The organism is Haloarchaeobius baliensis (assembly GCF_052060055.1).
Lineage (GTDB): Archaea > Halobacteriota > Halobacteria > Halobacteriales > Natrialbaceae > Haloarchaeobius > Haloarchaeobius baliensis.
On the sequence record NZ_JBPPFR010000003.1, the window covers coordinates 398324 to 418988 of the forward strand.

Here is a 20665-nt window from a genome sequence, read left to right on the forward strand (position 1 = left end):
AAACTCGTGGACGGGACGCTGGGGGGTTGGAGAAGCTGTCGCCGACCTGTCACAGGCCGAACGACGGCTCCTGTCTGTGGTGGACCGACGTCGACCAGTGGAACGAGTCGTTCGCGTTCCCCATGAGTTCGACGGACCGCTCGGCTTCCTCCGGGGCGACCGACCGGTGGTCCGGACAGACGTAGTTCCGGTTGAGTGCGACGTCGAGTGGGACCCGCGAAGGGCACTCGCTGCAACAGAGCTGTATCCGGACGTCGACCTCGATGTCCTGCTCGTCCTCGATCCGTCCCTTCGATTTGAACGACTTCAGTGCCTCCTTCACCTTCGCCGTGCTCCGTTCGCGGGCGATCTCGATGCTCTCCCGCTCCCAGTCGGTGTCGGCCTGTTGCTGCTCCTTGCTCGCCCCCAGGCACTCCTTCAGGTGGTTTCGCATGGTGCTCCAGGAGATCATATCGTCGAGGACCGCCTCGCCGTCGACCCCCTCGGCTGCGAGCTCGTCGAGGACCTCCATCTTCTCGATACCGTCGTCCGTCAGCGCCTCGTAGTCGCCGTCGATACGCGCATTGATCGTGGTTCTGCCCGCCCGTTCGTACGCTTGCCGCAGCAATCGCTTGTTGAACCACTCGGTGAGCGTCCGATAGCCGACAGCAGACTGCCGTCCCGTTCCGAGCCACCGCGAGACCAGCTGGTCGTCGATGTCGTCGGTCGCCTCACTGGAGTCCAGATCGTACTCGTCGACGAGTAAACCGACTTTGCAACAGGCCGTGTTGGTCACTACGGGCCCTTGGAGAAACGGATTAATAAAGGTACCTGCTAGAAACGCGAGACGACCATCTGGCGGTTCATCGGAGAACCGAGCACCCGCCCCCAGGGCAGACTGCTAGAGTACCAGATACCTATATTTATCGGACACGTTTGGGCGCTCAGGAATCTAGCAGGTTCCCAGGAACTGGAGCGATTGTTGTCGGAAGTTCCCGTTGTCGGCCGGATTCGAGCGCGTTCCCGTTCGAAAATTCTCCGCCAGCTAGTCCAACGTCAGCGGAGGCGGCTCGCTCACGTTCCGGCCGAGAGTCGAGCGAAACGAGCGGAGTACGGACACATTGTATCATTGAACGAACACCCAGCGCGTGCCAGACACCAATAGTAAGTTGGCGAATACCTCCCCAGACAATCTAGTTTCCTTATATTTCGTGGCGGAGCTCCAGTCACGCCACCGCGAGGCCGTCGGACTCGTCTTCCGGGAGAGAAAACACACCTTACTACGGGCTCGGGTGAGTGCTCGAACGACCCACCTCCGGTCGGGGCGGTCGACGGGCCACCACGCCGAACGCAAATCATGAAGTACGTTGGCATCCAACGAGGCGCATGCCTCTGAGCGCGGAGTATGGGCTGTACATCGACGGAGATTGGCACGGGAGAGAACGTCAGTTCGAGGTCCTCGACCCGGCGACGAACCAGTCGCTGGCGCGGGTCGCGTCCGCGTCTGCCGAGGACACAGAGCTGGCGATCGACTCGGCCGCGACGACGTTCGAGGAGTGGCGGCAGGTGGACCACAGCGAACGAGGGAGACGACTGCTGCAGGCGGCCGATCTCCTGCGAGAGCATCGCGAAGACCTCGCCCGGACCGAGACCCTGGAGACCGGGCGACCCCTCGCGCAGTCGAGGCGACGGATCGGCGGTGCAATCGGCTTCTTCGACTACTACGGCGGGATAGCCGACAAGATCGAGGGCGAGACCATCCCCATCGACGGTGACCGCCACAGCTACACCGTCCGCGAACCGCTCGGCGTCACCGGCCACATCGTCCCCTGGAACTCGCCCAGTATACTTGCAGCACGGAGCTTCGCCCCGGCGCTGGCCTGCGGGAACACGGTCGTCGCGAAGCCCTCGCCCGACGCGCCGCTGACCGTCCTGCGGCTCGCTGAACTCCTGACAGAGGCTGGCCTTCCGCCGGGGGCAGTCAACGTGGTGACCGATGCGGACGCCGCCGCAGGCAAGGCGATCACCGAGAGCGAGACCGTCGCCGGCATCAGCTTCACCGGCTCGCGCACCGTCGGCAAGCAGGTGATGAAGACCGCCGCGGACACACTCACACCGGTCGACCTGGAACTGGGCGGGAACACACCGTGCATCGTCTTTCCCGACGCCGACCTCGACGCTGTCGTCCGGGACGGGGTCAAGGCGTACGACAACGCGGGACAGATCTGCTTCACGATCTCGCGCTTCTTCGTCCACGCGGACATCTACGACGAGTTCGCCGACCGGTTCGCCACGGCCGTCGACTCGCTGGAGGTCGGCCCCTGGGACGAGGAACCCGACGTCGGGCCAGTCATCTCGCCGGCCTCCCGCGACAGACTCGCCGACTACGTCGACGAGGCGGTCGGCGACAGTGCCCGGCTCCTCGCCGGCGGTACGATTCCCCGGGCGGAGGGCAACTTCTACAGCCCGACCCTGCTAGACAGGGTCGACGATACGGACCCCGTCGCCTGCGACGAGCTGTTCGGCCCGGTGAAGACGCTCCACGAGTTCGAGACCGAACCGGGGGTCATCGAGCGTGCCAACGACACCGAGTACGGCCTGTACGCGGTCATCTGGACGGACGACGTCTCGCGGGTCCACCGACTGGTAGACGCCATGGAGACGGGCGTGGTCGCGGTGAACGAGTTCCCGATACTGGCCCCGCAGACACCGTTCGGCGGCTACAAGGAGAGCGGAATCGGTCGCACGAAGGGTCACCACGCCATCGAGCACTTCACGCAGGTCAAGAGCGCGACGATCAGCTACCAGTGAACTGTCGTTCCGTCATGGCCGCTCGTCGAGTCGGAGATGGACCACCGCGGGCGAACCGTGATCGACCGCGGTGACCGCCTCCTCGAGACAGGCTTCGAGCTCCCGCTCGTTCTCAGCGATGGCCGTGTGCGCATCGACGATTCCCGCCGGGGCAGTGAGCGAAGGTGGGGGGTCGAACCGCCTCTCTGGCAGCCCGTCGTTCTCGACGACCCCCTCGGGGTACTGGCTCACCGTCGCCCGTTCGACCGCGTTCCAGCCGCCGTTGTCGTAGATGACGGTCAGCGTCGGCGCGCCGACGGCGGCCGCCAACCACGCCGAGACGGCGGGGTGCGTGAACAGGTACGCTCCGTCACCCACGATAGAGACGACCCGAGCGTCCGGCCGCGCGAGCTTCGCACCGACGGCGGCACCCCCAGCCCAGCCGAGCCCGGCCCCACCCTTGGAGAGCATCCCGTCACCGACCGGCACGTCGAGGTACTCCCGCAACGCGCCCATGGAGGTGACGGCATCCTCCACGACGATCGTCGAGTCGTCGACGATCTCGTTCACCACGTCGGTTGCGACCTCGGGGGTCAACGCCCCGGCTTCGCGATGGTGTTCGAGCGTCTCGGTGCGGTCCACCCGTCGCCGTTCGGCCAGATCGGCGAAGGGGAATCCGTTCGCCCGCCCCCCGTCGAGTGTTTCGACGAGTCTGTCGAACGTCTCTCCGGGATCGGCCGCGATTCGCTCGTCCACGCGGAAGTTCCAGACGGGGAAGGTGCGCTTCGTGGGCTCGGGGTCTATCTGCACGACCGTCGCTTCCGGAGCGGGTCCATCGCGTGACGGAATCCAGGGGACCTCGACTGACGCGAGCACGATAAGGTCGGCCCGGTCGAACGTCGGGGCAGGGTCGAAGCCGAGATGCTGTGGGTGGTCCCGGGGGAAGCCGACCCTCGTCGGGGCGTGTTCGACGACGCCGGCACCGGTCGCCTCTGCGAACGCGACGAGGCTCTCCGGGTCGCACGTGCCGCCAGTGATCACGACGGGTGCCTCGGCCGCCGAGACGGCGTCGGCCACTCCGGCGACGGACTGTGCACTGGGGCCTGGCGCAGCGGCCGTCGTCACCGACCGCATCGGCGGGAGCTCTCCCTCCTCGAAGCGGGCCTCCAGTGCCTCCCGTGTCGCGGTCAGATACACGGGGCCTGGTGGGAAGTCCTGCGCCCGTTCGAGCCCACGGGCCACGAGGTCTGCGGGGTCGGCGGGGGGGCGGTACTCATAGGTCCAGCGACAGTACTCCCGGACGATTCCCGTCTGGTCGAACACGTCCTGGTGGTAGTGGACGAAGTGGTTCCGCGACCCGAGGTGGCCCGCGTCGGTGACCGGCGCGAGCCCCGCCGCGACGAACACCGGCACGTTCGCCCGATGGGCGTTGTGCATCGCCGCCCCGAGGTTCTGTGTGCCGACGTCGACGTGGACGAGGACCGCCTGCGGCCGCCCCGAGACGGCCGCGTGGCCGTGCGCCGCGCTCATCGCGACGAACTCGTGGGGGCAGACCACCACAGCGGGGATCGCCTCGGCATCGCCACGCTCGCGGAGCCGTGCCGTCGCCTCGAGCAGCGGCGCATGGTCGGTCCCGAGGTTCGCGAAGATGTACTCCACGCCGTGTTCGCGCCACGCCCTGAGCAGTCGTTCCGCCGCGCTCGTCAGGGTCGACTCCGCGGTCTCGTCGGGTGGCTCTCGCGGGACGTCCATGGTCATTCAAGCGTCGCCCGGAGCTTATAGTTTGGTAGTACACCGCACGGTTCGGCCACGGCCGGCCATCCGACACTCAGGCGCCGAGCGTGTCCCCACAGATCGTCGCGAGGACCGAGGCCGGGTCGGAAGGGTCGCTGGTGCCGCGCCACGCGACGTGCTGGTCCGGGCGGACCAGCAACAGTGGCGCATCGTAGTCGTGCGAGAGACGATCTCCGTTCACCGTGACGACGGAGAGTGGGAGCTCCCTGTCCGCAGCTGCACCCCGGAGGCCGTCGACCGACAGCCCGGCGTCGAGTCGCAGGAGGGTGAGCCCCGGCCCGAGTTCGTCGTACAGCGAGCGGTCGGCCTCGCGTTCGAGCCAGCTATGGGGCAGGCGCGCCCCCGGATACGTCGTCTGGACGTGTTCGGTCCGACTCAGCGGCGGTGCCACCGTTCCGTCGTCCACGACGACCGGGGAATCGTCGTACCGGTAGCCGAGCACCATCCCGAGGCTGTGGAACTCCAGCTTCTTCTTCTCGTAGATTTCGGCGGCGAGTTCCCCGTAGTCGCTCGTCGCAACCTCTCCTGCATCACCGACGTGACCCGACACGAGATCGGCGGGCGAGGACTGCATGTTCTCCGTCGAGACGTCGACGACCTCCTCGTGGACGCCACGACGCTCCGTCTCGTACGTCTCCAACAGTGCGGGGTCTGCCCACCCGTTCAGCACCGCACCGAGCTTCCAGCCGATGTCCACCGCGTCGGCGACCCCCGTGTTGTAGCCGTGACCGCCCCACGGAGGATTCAGGTGGGCCGCGTCCCCGACGAGGAACACACGGCCCTCCTGTGCCTCGTCCACGAGCAGCATCTTCGCGGACCACGGGTCGGTCGTCAGCACCGTCATCTCGAACTCGTCGCCGACCATCTCGTGGACCAGCGACTCCGGGTCGACGGCGTCGAGGTCGTCGACGCCGACGGCGATGAGCCACCAGCGGTCCTCCAGGTCGAGCCGGCCCATGAATCCCTGCACGTCCGGCGTCAGGGTCCAGTAGTGGACCGCTGGACCGAGGCCGTGGCGCTCCGCGAGATGTGGCGCCCTGAACACCACCCCGAGGTTCTGGCGGGGGCTCGCGTCCCCTTCGTAGGCGGAGCCGATCTCCTCGCGGACTGTGCTCCTGACGCCGTCGCAGCCGAGCAGGTACTCGGCGCGGATCGCTCGTCGCTCGCCACGACCGACGCGCATCCGTTCGACCGTGCTCTCGACCGTCGCCGTCACGCCTCCATCGTCCTGTTCGAGCGAGACGAGCTTCCAGCCCGTCGTCAGCGTACAGTGCGGGTCCTCCTCGGCGACGTCCCGCAGGGTATCCTCGGTGAGGAACTGCGGAATCTGCTGGGCCGGCTCGGCGTACGATTCGGACGGCTGCATGCCGAACACGTTGTCGAACCGCGCGAGCTCGTCGCCGAGCAGGGCCGTACAGAAGACGACCTCCTGCGACCAGCCGATGGGGAGGTTCGCCGCCTCGCGGATCCGGTCGGCGACGCCCCAGCGACGGAAGTGCTCCATCGTCCGGACGTTCGTGAGCTTCGCCCGGGGGTTGGTGTGGCTCACGTACGTCCGTGGCTCGACGATCACGCTCTCGATACCGTGCAGGCCGAGTTCGGCTGCGGCCGACAGCCCTGTCGGTCCGCCACCGACGACGAGGACCCGTGTCTCGGTCGGGGGTACTGACACTCAGACCAGCTCCATCCGTCCGATGCTCGACGGCACCGACCCGACGGTCACGTAGGTGCCGTCCTCGTGGCGGCGCAGCACCTGCCCATCGACGTCGAGCCGGGGATCGGGGATGTCGAACAGCCCCCCGCCACAGAGCAGGGTCCCCGCGTCCTCGACGACCCAGTCCTCGATGACGTCGCGGGGCTCGCCGGGATAGTCGACGCGCTCGAACGTCCGGCCGAAGTTCGTCGACTCGAACAGCGCCGCCTCGTGGCTGTCCGTCTCCCAGTCCGGCGGCGCTCCGTTCGCGCCACTGAAGATGACCGTGCCGTCGTGCGTGAACGCCCGCCGGATGTAGGAGTACTCGTTGCCTGGCTCGAGGCGAGTCCACGTGTCTCCGGCGTCGGTCGTCCGGAACAGCCCGCCCCAGCCAGTCGCGTGGCCGAGGCCGGTCTGGAGCCCGACGTGTTCGAGTTCGAGGTCGAAGTAGCCCGTCGCTGCGAGCCAGCAGTCCCGGGTCAGCGGGAGGACGTGGTGCACGTCGTCCTCGACGCCCTCGCGGCAGTCGCGCCACGTGTCGCCCCCGTCGTCGCTGACGTGGACGCCGCCGACCTCGATGGCGACGACGATCCTGTTCGGCGCATCCGGCGGCTGTTCGATGTTCCGGATGCGGGCGCGCTTCGGGTCCTCCGGGGACTCCCAGTGCGGCTGTGATTCGAGCTCACGGAAGGTCCGGAGCTCGTGCCACGAATCGCCGTCGTCGTAGGAGCGGTAGAGCGCCGGCTGGTTCGTCCCCGCGAACAACGCGTCCTCGGTCGCCTGCACGGAGAAGACGATGTCGTCGCCCTCGAACCAGTAGCGCCCGCCAGTCGGGACGTCGAGTTCGTCCCATGTCTCCCCACCGTCGGTCGACCGGAAGACACCCGCAGTCGAGCAGACGAACACAGCCTCGGCGTGTGTGAGGTTCTCGACCTGTGTGACGCGGCCGCAGTCAAGGACCTGCGCCGCCTCGCCCTCGCCGAACGGCACGTCGGTAGCTCGGTACAGTCCGTCGTCTGTCCCCATGAGGAGTGCCATCATATCACAATCACGGAGGGACTACTTAGCCGTTGTCTCAGGTTCCCGGTACGTTCGAGCGGTTGTCTCGGGCCCCCGGTTACGGATCGCCCGTCCCACGAGTTCGGATCAACCCCGAGTCGGCGTAGGAGATGACCCGCTCCCCCTCGTCGTCGAGGGCGGTGACGACGAGCCGGTAGATGCCTCTACTCGGGTCGCTCTCGGAGCGTCGGGCGTCCGCGACGGTCAGTTCGACGGTGAGCTCCTCGCCCGGCCGGACCGGAGCGTACCACCGAAGCCCGTCGATGCCGAGCCCGGCGACGACCGCGAGGTCCCGTTTGAATCCCTCCGTCACGACGCTGTTGACCGCCGAGAACGTGTGGAAGCCGCTGGCGATGAGCCCACCGTGCTCCGACCCGCGTGCGAACTCCGGGTCGGTGTGTATCGGCAGCGGGTCGTACTGCCCCGCGAACTCGATTATCTCGTCCTCGGTCATCCGATAGGTGCCGAGCGTACCGACCTCGCCCGCCGGCAGGTCCTCGAAGTACGTGACCATCTCAGAGCAGGGCCTCCAGGTTGTCCCGGTAGATGGCCTGCCGTGTTCCGTCGCTCTCGACACCCTCGACGAGGTCGACCGCCTGCCGCATGAAGCGCCGTCCACCCTCCGGCCCGAACGGGTAGTCCGTGCCGAACAGGACGTGGTCGTCGCCGAAGAACGCTCTCCCACACTCGAAGGCGGCCGGCTCGCCGCCGATGACGGTGTCGCCGTAGAACTTCTCGAACTGCTCTCGAACCGTCGTCGAGAACTCGGGTGCCTCGAACGCCGGATACATGTCCGGGTTGTTCACCCGCGCCTCGAAGAACGTCGTGAGTCGGCCGATGAAGTACGGCACCATCGCGCCCATGTGATGCGTGATGACCGTGAGGTCGGGGTTGCGCTCGAACGCGCCGCTGAAGACGAGTCGCGCCATGGCGAGACTGGTGTCGAACGGCCAGCCGAGTGTCCGATGCAGCTCGAACTCCGAGTCCCACGTGTGCCACTCGTGTAGCTGGGGGTGGAGCCACACGGGTCTCCCCTCGCTCGCGGCGACGTCGTAGAGGGCCATGTGCGCCGGCGAATCGATGGGACGCCCCGCCTCGTTCGAGAACAGCTGGACGCCCTTCATGTCGAGGTCGGTGATGCACCGTTGGAACTCGGCCACGTAGTCGTCGGTGACGTACGGGAGCGTCGCCACGGGGATCAGCCGGTCCGGATACTCGTCGGCCATCTCCCGGACGAGGTCGTTCGCCAGTCGTGTCATCGGCAGCGCCTCCTCGGGCGACATGCCGCGCCAGATGGGCGGGTTGGCGAGCGAGAGCACCTGTCTGTCGATGCCGTGGTCGTCCATGTCCCGAATCCGCACGTCGAGGTTCCAGATGGGTTCGAAGTAGAGGTTCTCGAGCGCGGCCGTCGGGTGTACCTCGCGCATCTCCTCGTAGAACGTCGGCGGTGTCACGTGTGCAAACGCGTCTATCCGTCCTGCCATGTGGTTGAGTCTCTCTAGCAAACGAAATAGGTTTGGGTGACTCGCGTCGCCCGTGGCAGTGGGTGTCTGCTGTCGCCCGTTTTCCTCCCGGCTGTCGCCAGCGTTCGTCCGTTCTCGCGTCTTCGTCCGTCGTCGCCCGGTGCCTCCTCGTGGGTGCCTACAGGTCGACGACGACCTGGTCGCCGTCGACGCTCACGTCGAACGTCCGGAGTCCGACCCGGTCGTCGACGACGCTGCGACCGGACTCCAGGTCGAACTCCCAGAAGTGCCACGGACAGTGGACGGACTTCCGGTCCTCGTCGATGCTCGGGAGGTCCGAGTGCAGGACGCCCTTCCCGAGCGGCCCGCCCTTGTGGACACAGCGGTTCGAGATGGCGTGGAACTCGCCCTCGACGTTGAAGATGGCGATTGGGAGCCCGTCGACCTCGACCGCACGCCCCGAGCCCTGCTCGAACTCCTCGACCGCACCGACCACGTGCCTCGTCATATCCGAAACACGCGCTGGGCGTTCTTCGAGAGGATCTGCTCGCGCAGCTCCTCGTCGATGGCGCTGTGCTCGAAGGTCCAGTTGTGGAGCTCGGTCGTGTAGTGCGGGAAGTCCGTCGCGAACAGCAGGTTCTCCTTGGCGTTGATCATCTCCAGCGTCGCCTCGAAGTGACGTGGGTTCTTCGGGATGCTCATGGGCTGGCTGGAGAACGAGAAGTTCTCGTCGATGTACTCGCTCGGGAGCTTGTCGAGGTACACCTCCCCCATCTCGTGCATCCGTTCGACCATCTGGATGTCCTCGGGGTGGTCCTGGTACATCTCGTCGAGGCGCTGGCCGACGAACGGTACCCAGTTCACGCCGCCCTCGATCATCGCGATCTGGAGTTCGGGGAACTTGTCGAACACGCCGGTCATGATCATGTTGCCGGTCATCATGATTGCACGGACGGGGTGGACGAGGCCGTAGGCACACGACCAGGTGCGCAGGGACTGCCCGATGGGGTCCTTCTGGTTCCAGTTCGCGGTGCCGCCCCCGTGGAGGGCGAGTGGCAGGTCGCGGTCGACCAGTTCGGTGAACAGCTCGTCGTACTCCTTGTTCCCGAGCAGATCGTAGTGGCCGAAGAAGCCGTACATCCCGACGATGTCCTCCTCGTCACCGATGCGACGGACCTCCTCCGCGGCGAGTTCGGGGTCCCACTGCGGGATGAGCCCGACCGCCTTGATGTTCTCGTGGGTCGGCAGGACCTCGTCGATGACGTAGTCGTTGTACGCCATCGCGATCTCGGTCTTCATCAGGGGGTACTGGGAGTCGGGGAGCTTGTTGTAGCCCGGTGTGAGGATGGGCATGTCGATACCCATCGCCTCCATCACCTCGACGATGTCGTCGCCGTCCTCGACTGTCCCGTGGGCTTCCAGCCCGCCCTCCCCCATCGGCGTCGCGTAGCCGGGGTACCAGTACGACGTCGTCGGCGGGAAGCCCGTTATCTTCAGGTTGCGCTTTACGACGTCGCTCCGGATGTGGGGCAGGAGTTTCTCGACCGGTGCCCGGAAGTGGAAGTCGACGTCGACCACGAACGCCTCCTCCATCTCCTCCGTGAGCGGAAATCGCTCTGACTCTATGACTGACATGCACACCCACGTTTCTCGTTTGAATACATAAGTCTGCCGTCATTTATCAGTACTTTTTACCTTCCAATGTGGGAGTTCTAGAACTTCTACACGAGGATTCTCCCGGTTTCGGCGAGGGAGCTGGTGGAAACGATTAAGGGCATGTGAGGCAAGGTCACGCCATGCGATACGAGGGCCCGACAGAGCTGTATATCGACGGGGACTGGACCGGTGCAAAGTCGGAGGCGACCATCGAGACGGTCGACCCGGCAACCGAAGAACCGTACGCGACCATCGCCTGTGCCGAGGCAGCGGACGTAGATACCGCGGTCGAGGCCGCGGCCGTCGCGGGCGAACGGGCAAGCGAGTGGCGGACGCTCGACCCCGCAGACCGCGGCCGGTACCTCCACGCCTTCGCAGACGCACTGGAGGAGCTGGAAGAGGAGATCACGATGGTCGAGTCCCACGACAACGGCAAGACACCGTTCGAGGCCGGGCTCGACGTCGGCATGGCCATCGATACGTTCCGCTACTACGCCGGCTGGACCGACAAGATAGAGGGCGACACCATCCCGGTTCCGGGCGACCGTATCGACTACACCCGACGCGAACCCGTCGGTGTCACGGCCCACATCGCGCCGTGGAACTACCCGTTCCAGCTCGCCGGGCGTTCGCTCGCCCCAGCGCTGGCCTGCGGGAACACGGCCATCCTCAAGCCGTCGAGCACCACCCCGCTCTCGGCGCTCTACTACGGCGTGGCTGCCGAGCGCGCGGGGCTCCCGGACGGTGTGCTCAACGTCGTCCCCGGGTCCGGGCGGGAGGCCGGCACCGCACTCGCGACGAACGACGCCGTGGACCACATCGCCTTCACCGGGAGCACCGGCGTCGGCACGACCATCATGGAGCACGCCGCCCAGAACATCACCGGCGTCACGCTCGAACTCGGCGGGAAGGGGCCGAACATCGTCTTCCCCGACGCCGACCTCGACGCCGCCGCGGGCGGCTGCTACTACGGCATCTTCATGAACTGCGGCCAGATGTGCTGGGCCGGTTCGCGCCTGCTCGTCCACGAGGACGTCCACGACGAGGTCGTCGACCGCATCGTCGAACGGGCAGAGTCCACCCCCCTCGGTGGCGGCATCGAGGACGACGGCCGCATGGGGCCGCTCGTCGCGGACTGGCACCGCGACGATGTGCTCGACTACATCGAGACCGGGAAGAACGAAGGTGCGACCCTCGCCACCGGCGGCGGCGTCCCCGCCGACAAGGAGACGGGCTACTTCATCGAGCCCACGGTGTTCACGGACGTCACGAACGACATGACCATCGCCCGCGAGGAGATATTCGGGCCCGTCCTTTCGGTCATCGAGTTCTCCGACACCGCGGAGGCCATCGATATCGCGAACGACTCGCCGTACGGGCTGCTCTCGGGTATCTGGACCAAGCACATCGACACTGCCCACCACGTCGCCGAGTCGCTCGACTACGGCATGGTCAGCGTGAACGAGTACCCGGTGACGTTCCCGCAGACGCCCTTCGGCGGCTACAAGCAGTCGGGGTTCGGCCGGGAGCAGGGGACGCCGGCCATCGACGAGTACACCCAGGTCAAGAACGTCAACCTCAACATCGACCGGTAGGCCAGTGACGGCAGCATGCACCGGATCCAGACAGGGGGCGACACGCAGCCATGGTTGACGCCGTCGGCGTCGGTCTCTCGGTCCTCGCGGCGCTCGCACTCGGTTCGACGTCGATACTGGTGCGGCTGGGTACGCGGGCGGGGCGCTCCAGGGACGTCGTGATGTACACGTTCGGGATGAACCTCCTGCTGGCGGTGCCGGTCACACTGGTGTATCACTACCCGGACTACGGCCTGACGTGGCGGGCGGTCGGGGCGTTCGCACTCGCCGGCCTCACGGGGACGCTCTGCGGTCGTGTGCTGTTCTACCGGAGCATCCAGGAGATCGGTGCGAGCCGCACCGAACCGGTGAAGGCGACCCAGCCGCTCCACGCGGCCGTCGTCGCCGCGCTCGTCCTCGGCGAGGTGCTCACGGCAGCGAACCTGCTGGGCATCGCCCTCATCATCGCCGGGCTCGCGGTCGTCTCCCGCGAGATCGTCACCAGCGAGGAGAACGTCGTGGACGTATCACCCGTGATGCTCGTGGTCCCGCTCGGAGCCGCGTTCTTCTTCGGCATCGAACCCACCTTCGCCAAACTGGGGTTCGCGGAGGGGACGCCGGTGCTCGTCGGTCTCGTCGTGAAGGTCGGCGCGGCCGCCCTCGGGATGGTGCTCTACCTTCGGTATCGTGGCATCGCCGTCCTGCCGTCACCGTCTGCACTCGAACCGAGTGCCAGGAAGTGGATACTGCTCGCCGGCGTCACGAACACCTCGTTCCTGTTCGCGTACTACGCCGCGCTGGCGGTCTCGCCTGTCGTGATGGTGGTACCCATCGTACAGATGAGCCCACTCGTGGTCGCGCTGCTCTCGTTGTTGTTCCTGCCGCGTGTCGAGCAGGTGACCGCGAGGCTCGTCGGGGCTGCGGGAATCATCGTCGCCGGCGGCATCATCGTGACCCTGACGACCTGACGGTCGCGAGCACCCCCGTCAGGACCCACCGGGCGACGAGTCCTTCGAGAGTGCCCAGACGATGATGCCGTCGACGGCAGGGCACTCGACGTAGAGCTTTCGGAACCCCAGCCCGGGACTGAACCCGTCCGGGTCCTCGCGGACGGTGTGACTGTCGGCACAGTGTGGACAGTCGAACTCGTCACCGGGCAGCTCCATGGCGCCGGTCACTCGTGCATGCAGGTCATGACGGGGCGGTCGGTGTTCAGGAGGATCGACTGCGTCGTACTGCCGAAGAGGGCCTTCCCGACGGGTGACCGCTTCCGGCCACCGATGACCAGGTACCGGGCGTCGGTCCGTTCGAGCTCCTTGGCGATCTCCTGGGTCGCTTCGCCGACCCGTCCCCTCGTCCTGACGGTCACATCTGGGTCGTCACCGATGGCGGTATCGACGACCTCCCCGGCGACCGCGGCGGCGTCGTTCGCGGCAGCGTCGACGGTGTAGCCACCGCCGCTGTTCCCGCCCCCGGATGAGACCGTTATCTGTCCCTTCGTCTCGATGGGGTAGGTGACCGCGTCTTCGGACGAGAGCCGCCCACGGACGCTCTCGTAGTGATTCTCGGACATCACGTGCAGTACCACCAGCTCCTCGTCGAACGCACGAGCGAGGTCCGCGGCGGTCTCCACGGTGACCGCCGAACCGTCCTCTCCGTCCACTGCTGCCAGGATTACCATGCCATCGCTTCGGTCAGCACCGTCATAATTGTTGCTCCGGACCGGTACCCTGCCGCTCTGACTCCAGAGACGGTTCGGGGGCGGTTCGAGCGAGGACGAGTCCGATGCCAGAGAGCACGATCACGTACCCGAAGACCGCGGTGTAGGAGTCGGTGTACTCGAACAGCGCACCCGTGACGAGCGGACCGAGCGTGGCCCCGAGCACCGCGACTGCACTCGTCACCGACACCGCGGTCGCGGAGAGCGAGGGCGGCACTATCTCCCTCGCGTAGGCGAAGAAAATCCCGATTCCGAGCTGGATCGAGAGTCCGGCCACACAGAGCACGACCACGAGCAGGAGCGGGTCACTGACGAGTGCGAGCACGACGAACGCCGGCGTCGCGACGAGGAACGACCAGAACACGACCGGTCGTCGACGCCCGTCGAACCAGGTGTCCGAGAGCACCCCGCCACCCCACCTGGAGGCGATCCCCATCGCCGGGAACAACGCGACGAACGCCCCGCTGAACACCAGCGAGTAGTCGAACTCCGCGACGAGGTAGCTGGGCATCCAGTTCGTGAGCACGAGGAAGGCCGAGAACGAGATGAACGCGAGGATGGCCACCTGCCAGACCTGACGGTCGACGAGGGCACGGCGGAACTGATCGCTCGTCGGTGTCTCAGTCTGTGGGGTCGTCGGTGTCGCACAGTGCCGGGCGGCGAACGTCAGGGCGACGTAGATGCCGGCACAGGCGACGCCGTAGACGACGAAGCTCCAGCCCCAGCCGTCCGTCGCCAACAGCGGCCCGGTGAACTGCCCGAGTGCGAATCCAGCGGGGGCGCTGGTCGTGAAGAACCCGACCACGGTTGCCCGGCGCCCGACGTCGTACAGCCCGTTGGTGACGGTGATCCCGGCGGTCCACATGACGACGGTGACGATACCACCGAGGAACCGGGACCCCAGAAGCGACCAGTACGCGTCCGCGGACGCCGCGTACCAGCCCCAGACGGCGACGAACAGGAGCCCTGCCGTCGCCCACCCCACGAGCCTGACGTTGTGATAGCGGTCGAGCAGGACGCCGACCGGGACGTTGGAGAGTACCTGACCCGCGAGCGTGACGCTGATGAGCGCACTCGCCGCGAACGGACCGATACTCATCGACTCCCGGACCAGCGGAAGGACGCTGCTCGGCACGATGATGTACGCGTAGCCGACGGTCGTCAGGAGCCAGAGCGTCACGACGACGGGTAGTCTGTCGTCGAGCCAGCCGTCCTGATGCTCACCCATCGGACCGTTGGGGGCCACTCCTCGCAGTACTGGTTCTTGGTCTCATACACACGGGTATCTCGTCGGTCGCTGCTTAAACCTTCGCTGTGGGGTGGGAACGGGCGTTACCGGGCCTGTGTACGGTAGGACCGTGTCGGCGACACACCACCGCCACCAGAATATATACACCCTAAGGGTGTGTTTCTGACCGTGCCTGCTGTGTCTGTCGAACCTGTCGAAGCGGTTTACTCGAGGAAGCGACGGTCGACCAGCGTGCTCGTGTCGGGGATCTCCGAGATGAGTTCGGTCTGCTGTGAGAGCTCCAGCGCGAGCTGGATCTTCGCCTCGGTGAGCTGACTCGACTTCTCCTGGGGGAACATCTGGTCCTCCTTTGCGATGTCGATGGTCTCAGCCCAGACGTCCGCACCGAAGTCCGGGAAGTTCGTCGGCGAGTTCAGGGCGCTATTGGCCAGTTCTGTCGAATCGCCGCCGTAGACGTCGTTGTACGCGGCCTGCATCTCGTCGAAGATGACCTGATACATCTCCTCCTGCTCGTTGATCTGGTCCTCCAGCAGCGTCCACTGGGCCAGCGTCATCGGGTCGGTGTCGTCGTTGAGGTTGTAGAAGATCTTCGCGATGCCGCGGTTCTGGGCGCTGATCGCGCCACTGGTGAACACGGTCGTGGCGAGGGTGTCTCCGGACTCCATAGCGGCGATCCGGTTCGGCGTCCCGATGATGTACCGGTAGTTCACCTCGTCCGCGCTGCCGAGGTTCTGCCTGACAGCCGTCTTCAGCACCAGCGCAGAGAACGACTGCGGCGAGTGTGCGACGAGCGTCTCACCGCGAAGTTGCTCCCAGTCGTTGACCTCCTCCTGGACGATGACCTGCTGAGAGAACCGCTGCGAGAGCTCCATCACGGAGCGGATCGGGAACCCCTGCGAGGTTGCGTTGACGAGTGACGGCGGCGTGGTGTAGGCGAGGTCGACCTCACCACTGACCATCCCCGCGACCACGCCGGTGAATCCGCTGAACGTCTGGGGTTCGATGGTGACACCGCGATCCTCCATCCGGCTGAGGAACGTCGTGTACGTCGGGAGGTTGTACACCGGCCGTGCCGGCGACGGGTGGCCGATGCGCAGCGTGTCCGGCAACTCGACGGAGTCGTCGCCGCCGTCGGTCGTTCCACCGCCGCCACCACCACCGCCGCCGCCGCCGTTGTCGTCGGGTTCCGTCTCGGTGTCGTCACCGCCACCACCACCGCCGAGGCAGCCCGCGAGACCGACGAGTGCACCACCACCGGCGACCTGCAGGAATCGTCGCCTCTTCGATGCGCCAGTTCCACCTGCTGTCCGCTGGACTCTATCTGGTCGTTCGACCATAGTACCTTAACTCATAGTAGAGGATATAATCCTTTGGGTAATGTTATTACATGACACTCGCCGGCATGAAAGGTCGCCAGTGGCCGTGAATCGCAGTAGGTAGGTGGCTGTCCGATTCACACTCCGTTCGAGCCGACCGGAATGAGAATCGCCAACGGCTACTCCTCCGTGCGCTCCTCGTACGCCTCCAGACCCGGCCTGTATCTGCGTTCCTTGAACTGGCCGATCCCCTCTTCCACCCACTCGTCCTGCTGGTAGTACTTCATCTCCTCGCTCTTGCCCCGTTCGTAGTCCAGCGCGCGGTCGAAGTCCATGTAGCGGACCCGCTCGAGAACGGCGGTGTTGAACTGGAGTGCGACAGGGTTCTTCTCGACGAGGGAGTCCAGGAGGTCGCCGACAGCCGACTCGTACTCGTCTTCCGGGACGGACATGGTCACCGCACCCATCTCGTCGGCCTCCGCCCCGGAGAACGGCTCGCCGGTGGAGGTGTAGTAGAGCGCGTCACGCCGGTTCATGGTGTTCACGGCCGCCCACATCGCCCCGCCCCCGGGGATGATACCGAAGTTGATCTCGGAGAGGCCAAGCGTCGCCTCGTCGGTCGCGACGGCGAAGTCACAGACTGCCTGGAGGCAGTAGCCCGCACCGAACGTCCAGCCGTCGACCTTCGCGACCGTCGGCCGACGGTAGCCGTACAGAGTCGTGAACAGTTTCCCGGTCTTCCGACCGGCCTCGTAGAACGCACGGGGCCCCTCCTCGCGTGGCTCGTGGAAGCGCTTCTCCAGGTCCATCCCGGCACAGAACGCCTCACCTTCGCCCTCGACGACGACGACCCGTACCCGGTCCTCGACCCGTTCCAGCGCGTCGACGAGCTCAGTCGCGAGCTCCGGGACGATCGCGTTTCGTTTCCCGGGGCGGTCGAGCGTGACGGTCGCCACACCGTCCTCCTCGGTCAGCCGCACGTATTCGTAGGTCACGGTATCTGGAACCTTCTCCAGCGGCCCACCTCAATGTGTCGGTCGTCAACATCCCACGTGATTCTGTCCGCCAGACGACCCCCGACCGACGGTGAACGTTTCGGACGCAAACAGGTATTAGCTACTCTGCCGAACGCTACTCGCATGGCGTACGGAACGACCCTGCTTGACACCATCGCGTCGGGAGCCAGATGGTATCCCGACCGGCCTGCGCTCGTCCAAGGTGAGCGAGACCGGACCGTCACCTACGGGGAACTGCTCGAGGCCAGCCGTGCGGTCGCCCACGGGCTCCGGTCCAGGGGTGTCGAACCGGGCGACAGGGTTGCGATGGTCGACCGGTCGACGGTCGAGCACACCGTCGCGTTCCTCGGCGTGCTGTGGGCGGGTGCGATTCCCGCGACGGTTCACTTCCGCGAGTCACAGACGACGATCACGGAGATGATCGACAGACTGGACCCGACCGCGGTTGTGTTCCAGCCCGACCTGCAAGACACCGTGTCACCCCTCGTCGACGACCTCGACTCGGTCGAACTGTACGTGGCGCTGGACGACCTCGGTCCCGTGCCGTCGTTCGCGCACCCGATGACGGAGCTCCGCGAGGCCGAGCCAGACGACCTACCGTCGGTAGCGCGGGGGGACAGGGCGTTCATCAACTTCTCGTCGGGCACCACCGGAGTACCGAAGCCCGTGGTACATACGCACGAGGGTATCGTCGAGAGCAGTCATCTCGCCATCTTCAAGAAGCAGATCGGGCCGCGGACCCGGACGCTGAAGACGAACACACCGTCGTTCATCGCGTGGGCAAACGCGACGTTCCCGTCCCTGACCGCAGGTGCGACCGTCGTCTACCTCGAACGGTCCGAACCCGGGGAGATACTCGCGACGGTCGAGGCCGAACGGATCACCTCGATGGTGCTCGTCCCCACGGTCTGGAGGCGCGTCGTCGATGCTGCACACGAGGAGTGCGACCTCTCGTCCGTCGAGCTCGCGGGATACGCGGGCGCCCCGCTCGACCCGCCGCTGTTCGAAGCCATCCGGGACGCTATCTGCGAGCGCATCACGACGATGTACGGCACCACGGAGACGATGTCGTCCTCGACCGTGCTGTTCCCCGAGGACGTCACGACGGAGACACTCGACAGCATCGGCTACCCAGCCCCGAACACTGAACTCAGACTCGTCGAACCAAACTCGCGGGACCCGGCTGCCGAGGTCGAACGTGGGGAACCGGGCGAGGTTCTCATCCGTGGCCCCTCGGTCTCGGACGAGATCTGGGACGACCCGGAGGCGACCGCCGACAGCTTCCACGAGGACGGCTGGGTCTACACCGGGGACGTCGGGTCCGTGGGCGACGACGGGCTGCTCTACCTGCTCGGGCGGGCGGACAACATGATCGTGAGCGGTGGCATCAACGTCTACCCAGAGCAGGTCCGGGCGGCCCTCGTCGACCATCCGCGAATCGAGGATGCCGCCGTGGTCGGCGTATCCGACCCGGAGTGGGGAGAGACCCCGAAGGCGTTCGTCGTCCCGGCCGACCCGGAACTCGGCGAGGCCGACCTGGAGGGACTCTGCCACGAACTGCCTGCACTCGCGGACTACCAGCGCCCCCGCCGCTTCGAACTGGTCGACTCGCTCCCCCGGACCGGGACGAACAAGCTGGACTACACCTCGCTTCGTGGGTCCACGTCGAGGTGAGTGCGGCCGTATCCAGTCCCCGTGAGCACCCGATTTCCGGCGCTTGTTGCTGTGTTATTCCAAATTCCGTGTATCTATCATGAAAATTACCAAAGTGTATATGGCACGTCGAAACATGGGTGCCACCATGGCACAACGGAGCATGCAGCATGACCTGCGGGCGTGGCTCTCCGAGGTGGAACAGGCAGACTCGTTGAAGCGGGTCGACAGCGAGGTCGACTGGGACGAGGAGATGGCCGCCATCACCTACATCTCGCACAAGGAGGAGGGAGCCCCGGCTCTGCTCTTCGAGAACGTGAAGGACTACCCGGAAGGGTACCGGGTTCTGTTCAACATGTTCTCCTCGAGTCCAACCCGACTGGGAATCGCGATGCGGGAAGGACCGGATCTGAGCGAACACGACCTCATCCAGTCCGCCCGGGACAAACTGACAGCACGGAAGGAGCCGACACAGGTCTCACGGGACGACGCCGCAGTGTTCGAGAACACCGACGAGGGTGACGATGTGGACCTCTGGAAGTTCCCGGTCCCGAAGATGTGGCCCGGTGACGGCGGCCGGTTCATCGGGACGGCCGACCTGACCATCACCCGGAACCCCGAGACGGGCGCACTCAACATGGGGACGTACCGGCAGATGATCCACAACGAGAACCAGACCGGACTCTTCACCTCGCCGGGGAAGGACCTCCGCCTGCACATGAAGAAGGCGTGGGCGAAGGGCGAACCGCTGGAGGTAGTCGCTGTCTACGGGGTGTTACCCGAACTCTATCTCGCGTCGCAGCTCACCTTCGGGGAGGACCTGTCCGAACTGGAGGTCGCGGGCGGCATCCGCGACGCACCCATCGAGGTCACGGAGGGACAGATAACCGACCTGCCGATCCCGGCGAACGCGGAGATCGCTGTGGAGGGCAAGCTGTACCCGAACGAGCAGAAGATGGAGGGACCCTTCGGCGAGTTCACCGGCTACTACGGCCGGCCGGAGGAGCCAGCGGAGGTCCACACGGTCGAGGCGGTCCACCACCGCGACGACCCCATCCTGACCTGTGCGCTGATGGCCGACTACCCGGGTTGTGACATCAACCTGACCTACAGCGTCGGCCGCTCGGCCCGTATCTGGAACGACCTCGACTCCCTCGGAATCCCCGGTGTGAAAGGTGTCTACGCGCACCCCGCGGGCGCGTCGGGGATGTCGATGACGGTCGTCTCCGTCGAACAGCAGTACGCCGGCCACGCCAAACAGGCGGCGACGCTCGCCGCACAGTGCCCCGGCGGCGCGTACTTCAGCAAGTTCATCGTCGTCGTCGACGAGGACGTGAACCCGGCCGACACCAACCAGGTCATCTGGGCGATGGCGACCCGGTGGGACGCCGAACAGCACACGGACAAGCTCACCGATACCTGGAGCACGCCGCTCGACCCGGCGCGGAACCCACCGCAGGACCGCCCGTACGGCTCGCAGCTGCTCATCGACGCGACGAAGGAGCACAAGTACATCGACGACTTCCCGCCACGGACAGCGGTCCGGGAGGAGATGTACGAGAACGTCGTCGACCGGTGGGACGAGCTCGGCTTCGACTTCGACCCGCCGAGCCTCCCGCTGTTCTTCGCGGACACCGGCACCCCGGGAAGCGCCGACGACACGACCGACGACGGCCACATGGAGATGTGAGACGGAGGGAGCC

At 66.0% G+C, this 20665-nt stretch carries 18 protein-coding genes; 5 read left to right on the top strand and 13 right to left on the bottom strand.

Annotated features, from left to right (window positions below; genetic code table 11):
* Positions 1-49: 49 nt before the first annotated feature.
* The gene (rdfA, locus tag ACSG06_RS18745; RefSeq protein ID WP_440991815.1) at positions 50-775 is read right to left on the bottom strand and encodes a rod-determining factor RdfA; all 726 of its coding nucleotides are present in this window, start codon (positions 773-775) and stop codon (positions 50-52) included.
* 590 nt (positions 776-1365) lie between these two features.
* Here rdfA and ACSG06_RS18750 point away from each other — a divergent pair.
* A complete protein-coding gene (locus tag ACSG06_RS18750; RefSeq protein WP_440991816.1) occupies positions 1366-2790 on the top strand; it encodes an aldehyde dehydrogenase family protein in 1425 nt (474 codons plus the stop codon).
* 12 nt (positions 2791-2802) lie between these two features.
* On the opposite strand, the gene ACSG06_RS18755 is transcribed toward ACSG06_RS18750, so the two are convergent.
* The 7 genes from ACSG06_RS18755 to ACSG06_RS18785 form a co-directional block, all read right to left on the bottom strand.
* The gene (locus ACSG06_RS18755; protein WP_440991817.1) at positions 2803-4521 is read right to left on the bottom strand and encodes a thiamine pyrophosphate-requiring protein; all 1719 of its coding nucleotides are present in this window, start codon (positions 4519-4521) and stop codon (positions 2803-2805) included.
* A 76-nt stretch (positions 4522-4597) separates the two neighbouring features.
* Complete coding sequence (locus ACSG06_RS18760) at positions 4598-6235, bottom strand: FAD-dependent monooxygenase (protein ID WP_440991818.1); 1638 nt, start codon at positions 6233-6235, stop codon at positions 4598-4600.
* Positions 6236-7294: a WD40/YVTN/BNR-like repeat-containing protein gene (locus ACSG06_RS18765; RefSeq protein ID WP_440991819.1), complete on the bottom strand. Its 1059-nt coding sequence runs from the start codon at positions 7292-7294 to the stop codon at positions 6236-6238.
* 79 nt (positions 7295-7373) lie between these two features.
* Complete coding sequence (locus ACSG06_RS18770; protein WP_440991820.1) at positions 7374-7829, bottom strand: MaoC/PaaZ C-terminal domain-containing protein; 456 nt, start codon at positions 7827-7829, stop codon at positions 7374-7376.
* Between the two features lies 1 nt (position 7830).
* The gene (locus ACSG06_RS18775; RefSeq protein ID WP_440991821.1) at positions 7831-8799 is read right to left on the bottom strand and encodes an amidohydrolase family protein; all 969 of its coding nucleotides are present in this window, start codon (positions 8797-8799) and stop codon (positions 7831-7833) included.
* Positions 8800-8956: 157 nt separating this feature from the next.
* Positions 8957-9286: a Rieske (2Fe-2S) protein gene (locus ACSG06_RS18780; protein WP_440991822.1), complete on the bottom strand. Its 330-nt coding sequence runs from the start codon at positions 9284-9286 to the stop codon at positions 8957-8959.
* Positions 9283-10413, bottom strand: a complete 1131-nt coding sequence (locus tag ACSG06_RS18785; protein ID WP_440991823.1) for an amidohydrolase family protein — start codon at positions 10411-10413, stop codon at positions 9283-9285. The genes ACSG06_RS18780 and ACSG06_RS18785 overlap by 4 nt, the downstream gene beginning before the upstream one ends.
* Positions 10414-10574: 161 nt before the next feature.
* Here ACSG06_RS18785 and ACSG06_RS18790 point away from each other — a divergent pair, with 161 nt between their 5' ends.
* Together ACSG06_RS18790 and ACSG06_RS18795 are read left to right on the top strand one after the other, a co-directional pair.
* Complete coding sequence (locus ACSG06_RS18790) at positions 10575-12029, top strand: aldehyde dehydrogenase family protein (RefSeq protein ID WP_440991824.1); 1455 nt, start codon at positions 10575-10577, stop codon at positions 12027-12029.
* Between the two features lie 50 nt (positions 12030-12079).
* The gene (locus tag ACSG06_RS18795; RefSeq protein WP_440991825.1) at positions 12080-12976 is read left to right on the top strand and encodes a DMT family transporter; all 897 of its coding nucleotides are present in this window, start codon (positions 12080-12082) and stop codon (positions 12974-12976) included.
* Between the two features lie 18 nt (positions 12977-12994).
* On the opposite strand, the gene ACSG06_RS18800 is transcribed toward ACSG06_RS18795, so the two are convergent.
* The 5 genes from ACSG06_RS18800 to ACSG06_RS18820 all read right to left on the bottom strand — a co-directional run bounded on the left by ACSG06_RS18800 (position 12995) and on the right by ACSG06_RS18820 (position 17288).
* Complete coding sequence (locus tag ACSG06_RS18800) at positions 12995-13174, bottom strand: hypothetical protein (RefSeq protein ID WP_440991826.1); 180 nt, start codon at positions 13172-13174, stop codon at positions 12995-12997.
* 8 nt (positions 13175-13182) lie between these two features.
* Positions 13183-13689 carry a universal stress protein gene (locus ACSG06_RS18805; RefSeq protein WP_440991827.1) on the bottom strand — a complete coding sequence of 169 codons (507 nt, stop codon included), beginning with the start codon at positions 13687-13689 and terminating at the stop codon, positions 13183-13185.
* A 22-nt stretch (positions 13690-13711) separates the two neighbouring features.
* On the bottom strand, positions 13712-14956 hold the full coding sequence (locus ACSG06_RS18810; protein ID WP_440991828.1) for an MFS transporter: 1245 nt from the start codon (positions 14954-14956) through the stop codon (positions 13712-13714).
* 224 nt (positions 14957-15180) lie between these two features.
* Entirely contained in the window at positions 15181-16314 is a 1134-nt protein-coding gene (locus tag ACSG06_RS18815; protein WP_440991829.1) for an ABC transporter substrate-binding protein, read from the bottom strand.
* Between the two features lie 158 nt (positions 16315-16472).
* Positions 16473-17288 (bottom strand): p-hydroxycinnamoyl CoA hydratase/lyase, encoded by an 816-nt coding sequence (locus tag ACSG06_RS18820; RefSeq protein WP_440991830.1) that lies wholly within the window; start codon positions 17286-17288, stop codon positions 16473-16475.
* A 144-nt stretch (positions 17289-17432) separates the two neighbouring features.
* Between ACSG06_RS18820 and ACSG06_RS18825 the strand changes: the two genes are divergently transcribed.
* On the top strand, positions 17433-18983 hold the full coding sequence (locus tag ACSG06_RS18825; RefSeq protein WP_440991831.1) for a class I adenylate-forming enzyme family protein: 1551 nt from the start codon (positions 17433-17435) through the stop codon (positions 18981-18983).
* Positions 18984-19110: 127 nt separating this feature from the next.
* Positions 19111-20652, top strand: coding sequence for a UbiD family decarboxylase (locus tag ACSG06_RS18830; protein WP_440991832.1), 1542 nt, complete (start codon positions 19111-19113; stop codon positions 20650-20652).
* The last annotated feature ends 13 nt before the right edge of the window (positions 20653-20665 follow it).

What these genes read in the sequence shown, in the direction of transcription:
- ACSG06_RS18750 (WP_440991816.1), top strand. Translation starts at nt 1,366, where the DNA reads ATGCCTCTGAGCGCGGAGTATGGGCTGTACATCGACGGAGATTGGCAC.
- ACSG06_RS18755 (WP_440991817.1), bottom strand. Translation starts at nt 4,521, where the DNA reads ATGGACGTCCCGCGAGAGCCACCCGACGAGACCGCGGAGTCGACCCTG.
- ACSG06_RS18765 (WP_440991819.1), bottom strand. Translation starts at nt 7,294, where the DNA reads ATGGCACTCCTCATGGGGACAGACGACGGACTGTACCGAGCTACCGAC.
- ACSG06_RS18770 (WP_440991820.1), bottom strand. Translation starts at nt 7,829, where the DNA reads ATGGTCACGTACTTCGAGGACCTGCCGGCGGGCGAGGTCGGTACGCTC.
- ACSG06_RS18775 (WP_440991821.1), bottom strand. Translation starts at nt 8,799, where the DNA reads ATGGCAGGACGGATAGACGCGTTTGCACACGTGACACCGCCGACGTTC.
- ACSG06_RS18780 (WP_440991822.1), bottom strand. Translation starts at nt 9,286, where the DNA reads ATGACGAGGCACGTGGTCGGTGCGGTCGAGGAGTTCGAGCAGGGCTCG.
- ACSG06_RS18785 (WP_440991823.1), bottom strand. Translation starts at nt 10,413, where the DNA reads ATGTCAGTCATAGAGTCAGAGCGATTTCCGCTCACGGAGGAGATGGAG.
- ACSG06_RS18790 (WP_440991824.1), top strand. Translation starts at nt 10,575, where the DNA reads ATGCGATACGAGGGCCCGACAGAGCTGTATATCGACGGGGACTGGACC.
- ACSG06_RS18795 (WP_440991825.1), top strand. Translation starts at nt 12,080, where the DNA reads ATGGTTGACGCCGTCGGCGTCGGTCTCTCGGTCCTCGCGGCGCTCGCA.
- ACSG06_RS18800 (WP_440991826.1), bottom strand. Translation starts at nt 13,174, where the DNA reads ATGGAGCTGCCCGGTGACGAGTTCGACTGTCCACACTGTGCCGACAGT.
- ACSG06_RS18805 (WP_440991827.1), bottom strand. Translation starts at nt 13,689, where the DNA reads ATGGTAATCCTGGCAGCAGTGGACGGAGAGGACGGTTCGGCGGTCACC.
- ACSG06_RS18810 (WP_440991828.1), bottom strand. Translation starts at nt 14,956, where the DNA reads ATGGGTGAGCATCAGGACGGCTGGCTCGACGACAGACTACCCGTCGTC.
- ACSG06_RS18815 (WP_440991829.1), bottom strand. Translation starts at nt 16,314, where the DNA reads ATGGTCGAACGACCAGATAGAGTCCAGCGGACAGCAGGTGGAACTGGC.
- ACSG06_RS18825 (WP_440991831.1), top strand. Translation starts at nt 17,433, where the DNA reads ATGGCGTACGGAACGACCCTGCTTGACACCATCGCGTCGGGAGCCAGA.
- ACSG06_RS18830 (WP_440991832.1), top strand. Translation starts at nt 19,111, where the DNA reads ATGGCACAACGGAGCATGCAGCATGACCTGCGGGCGTGGCTCTCCGAG.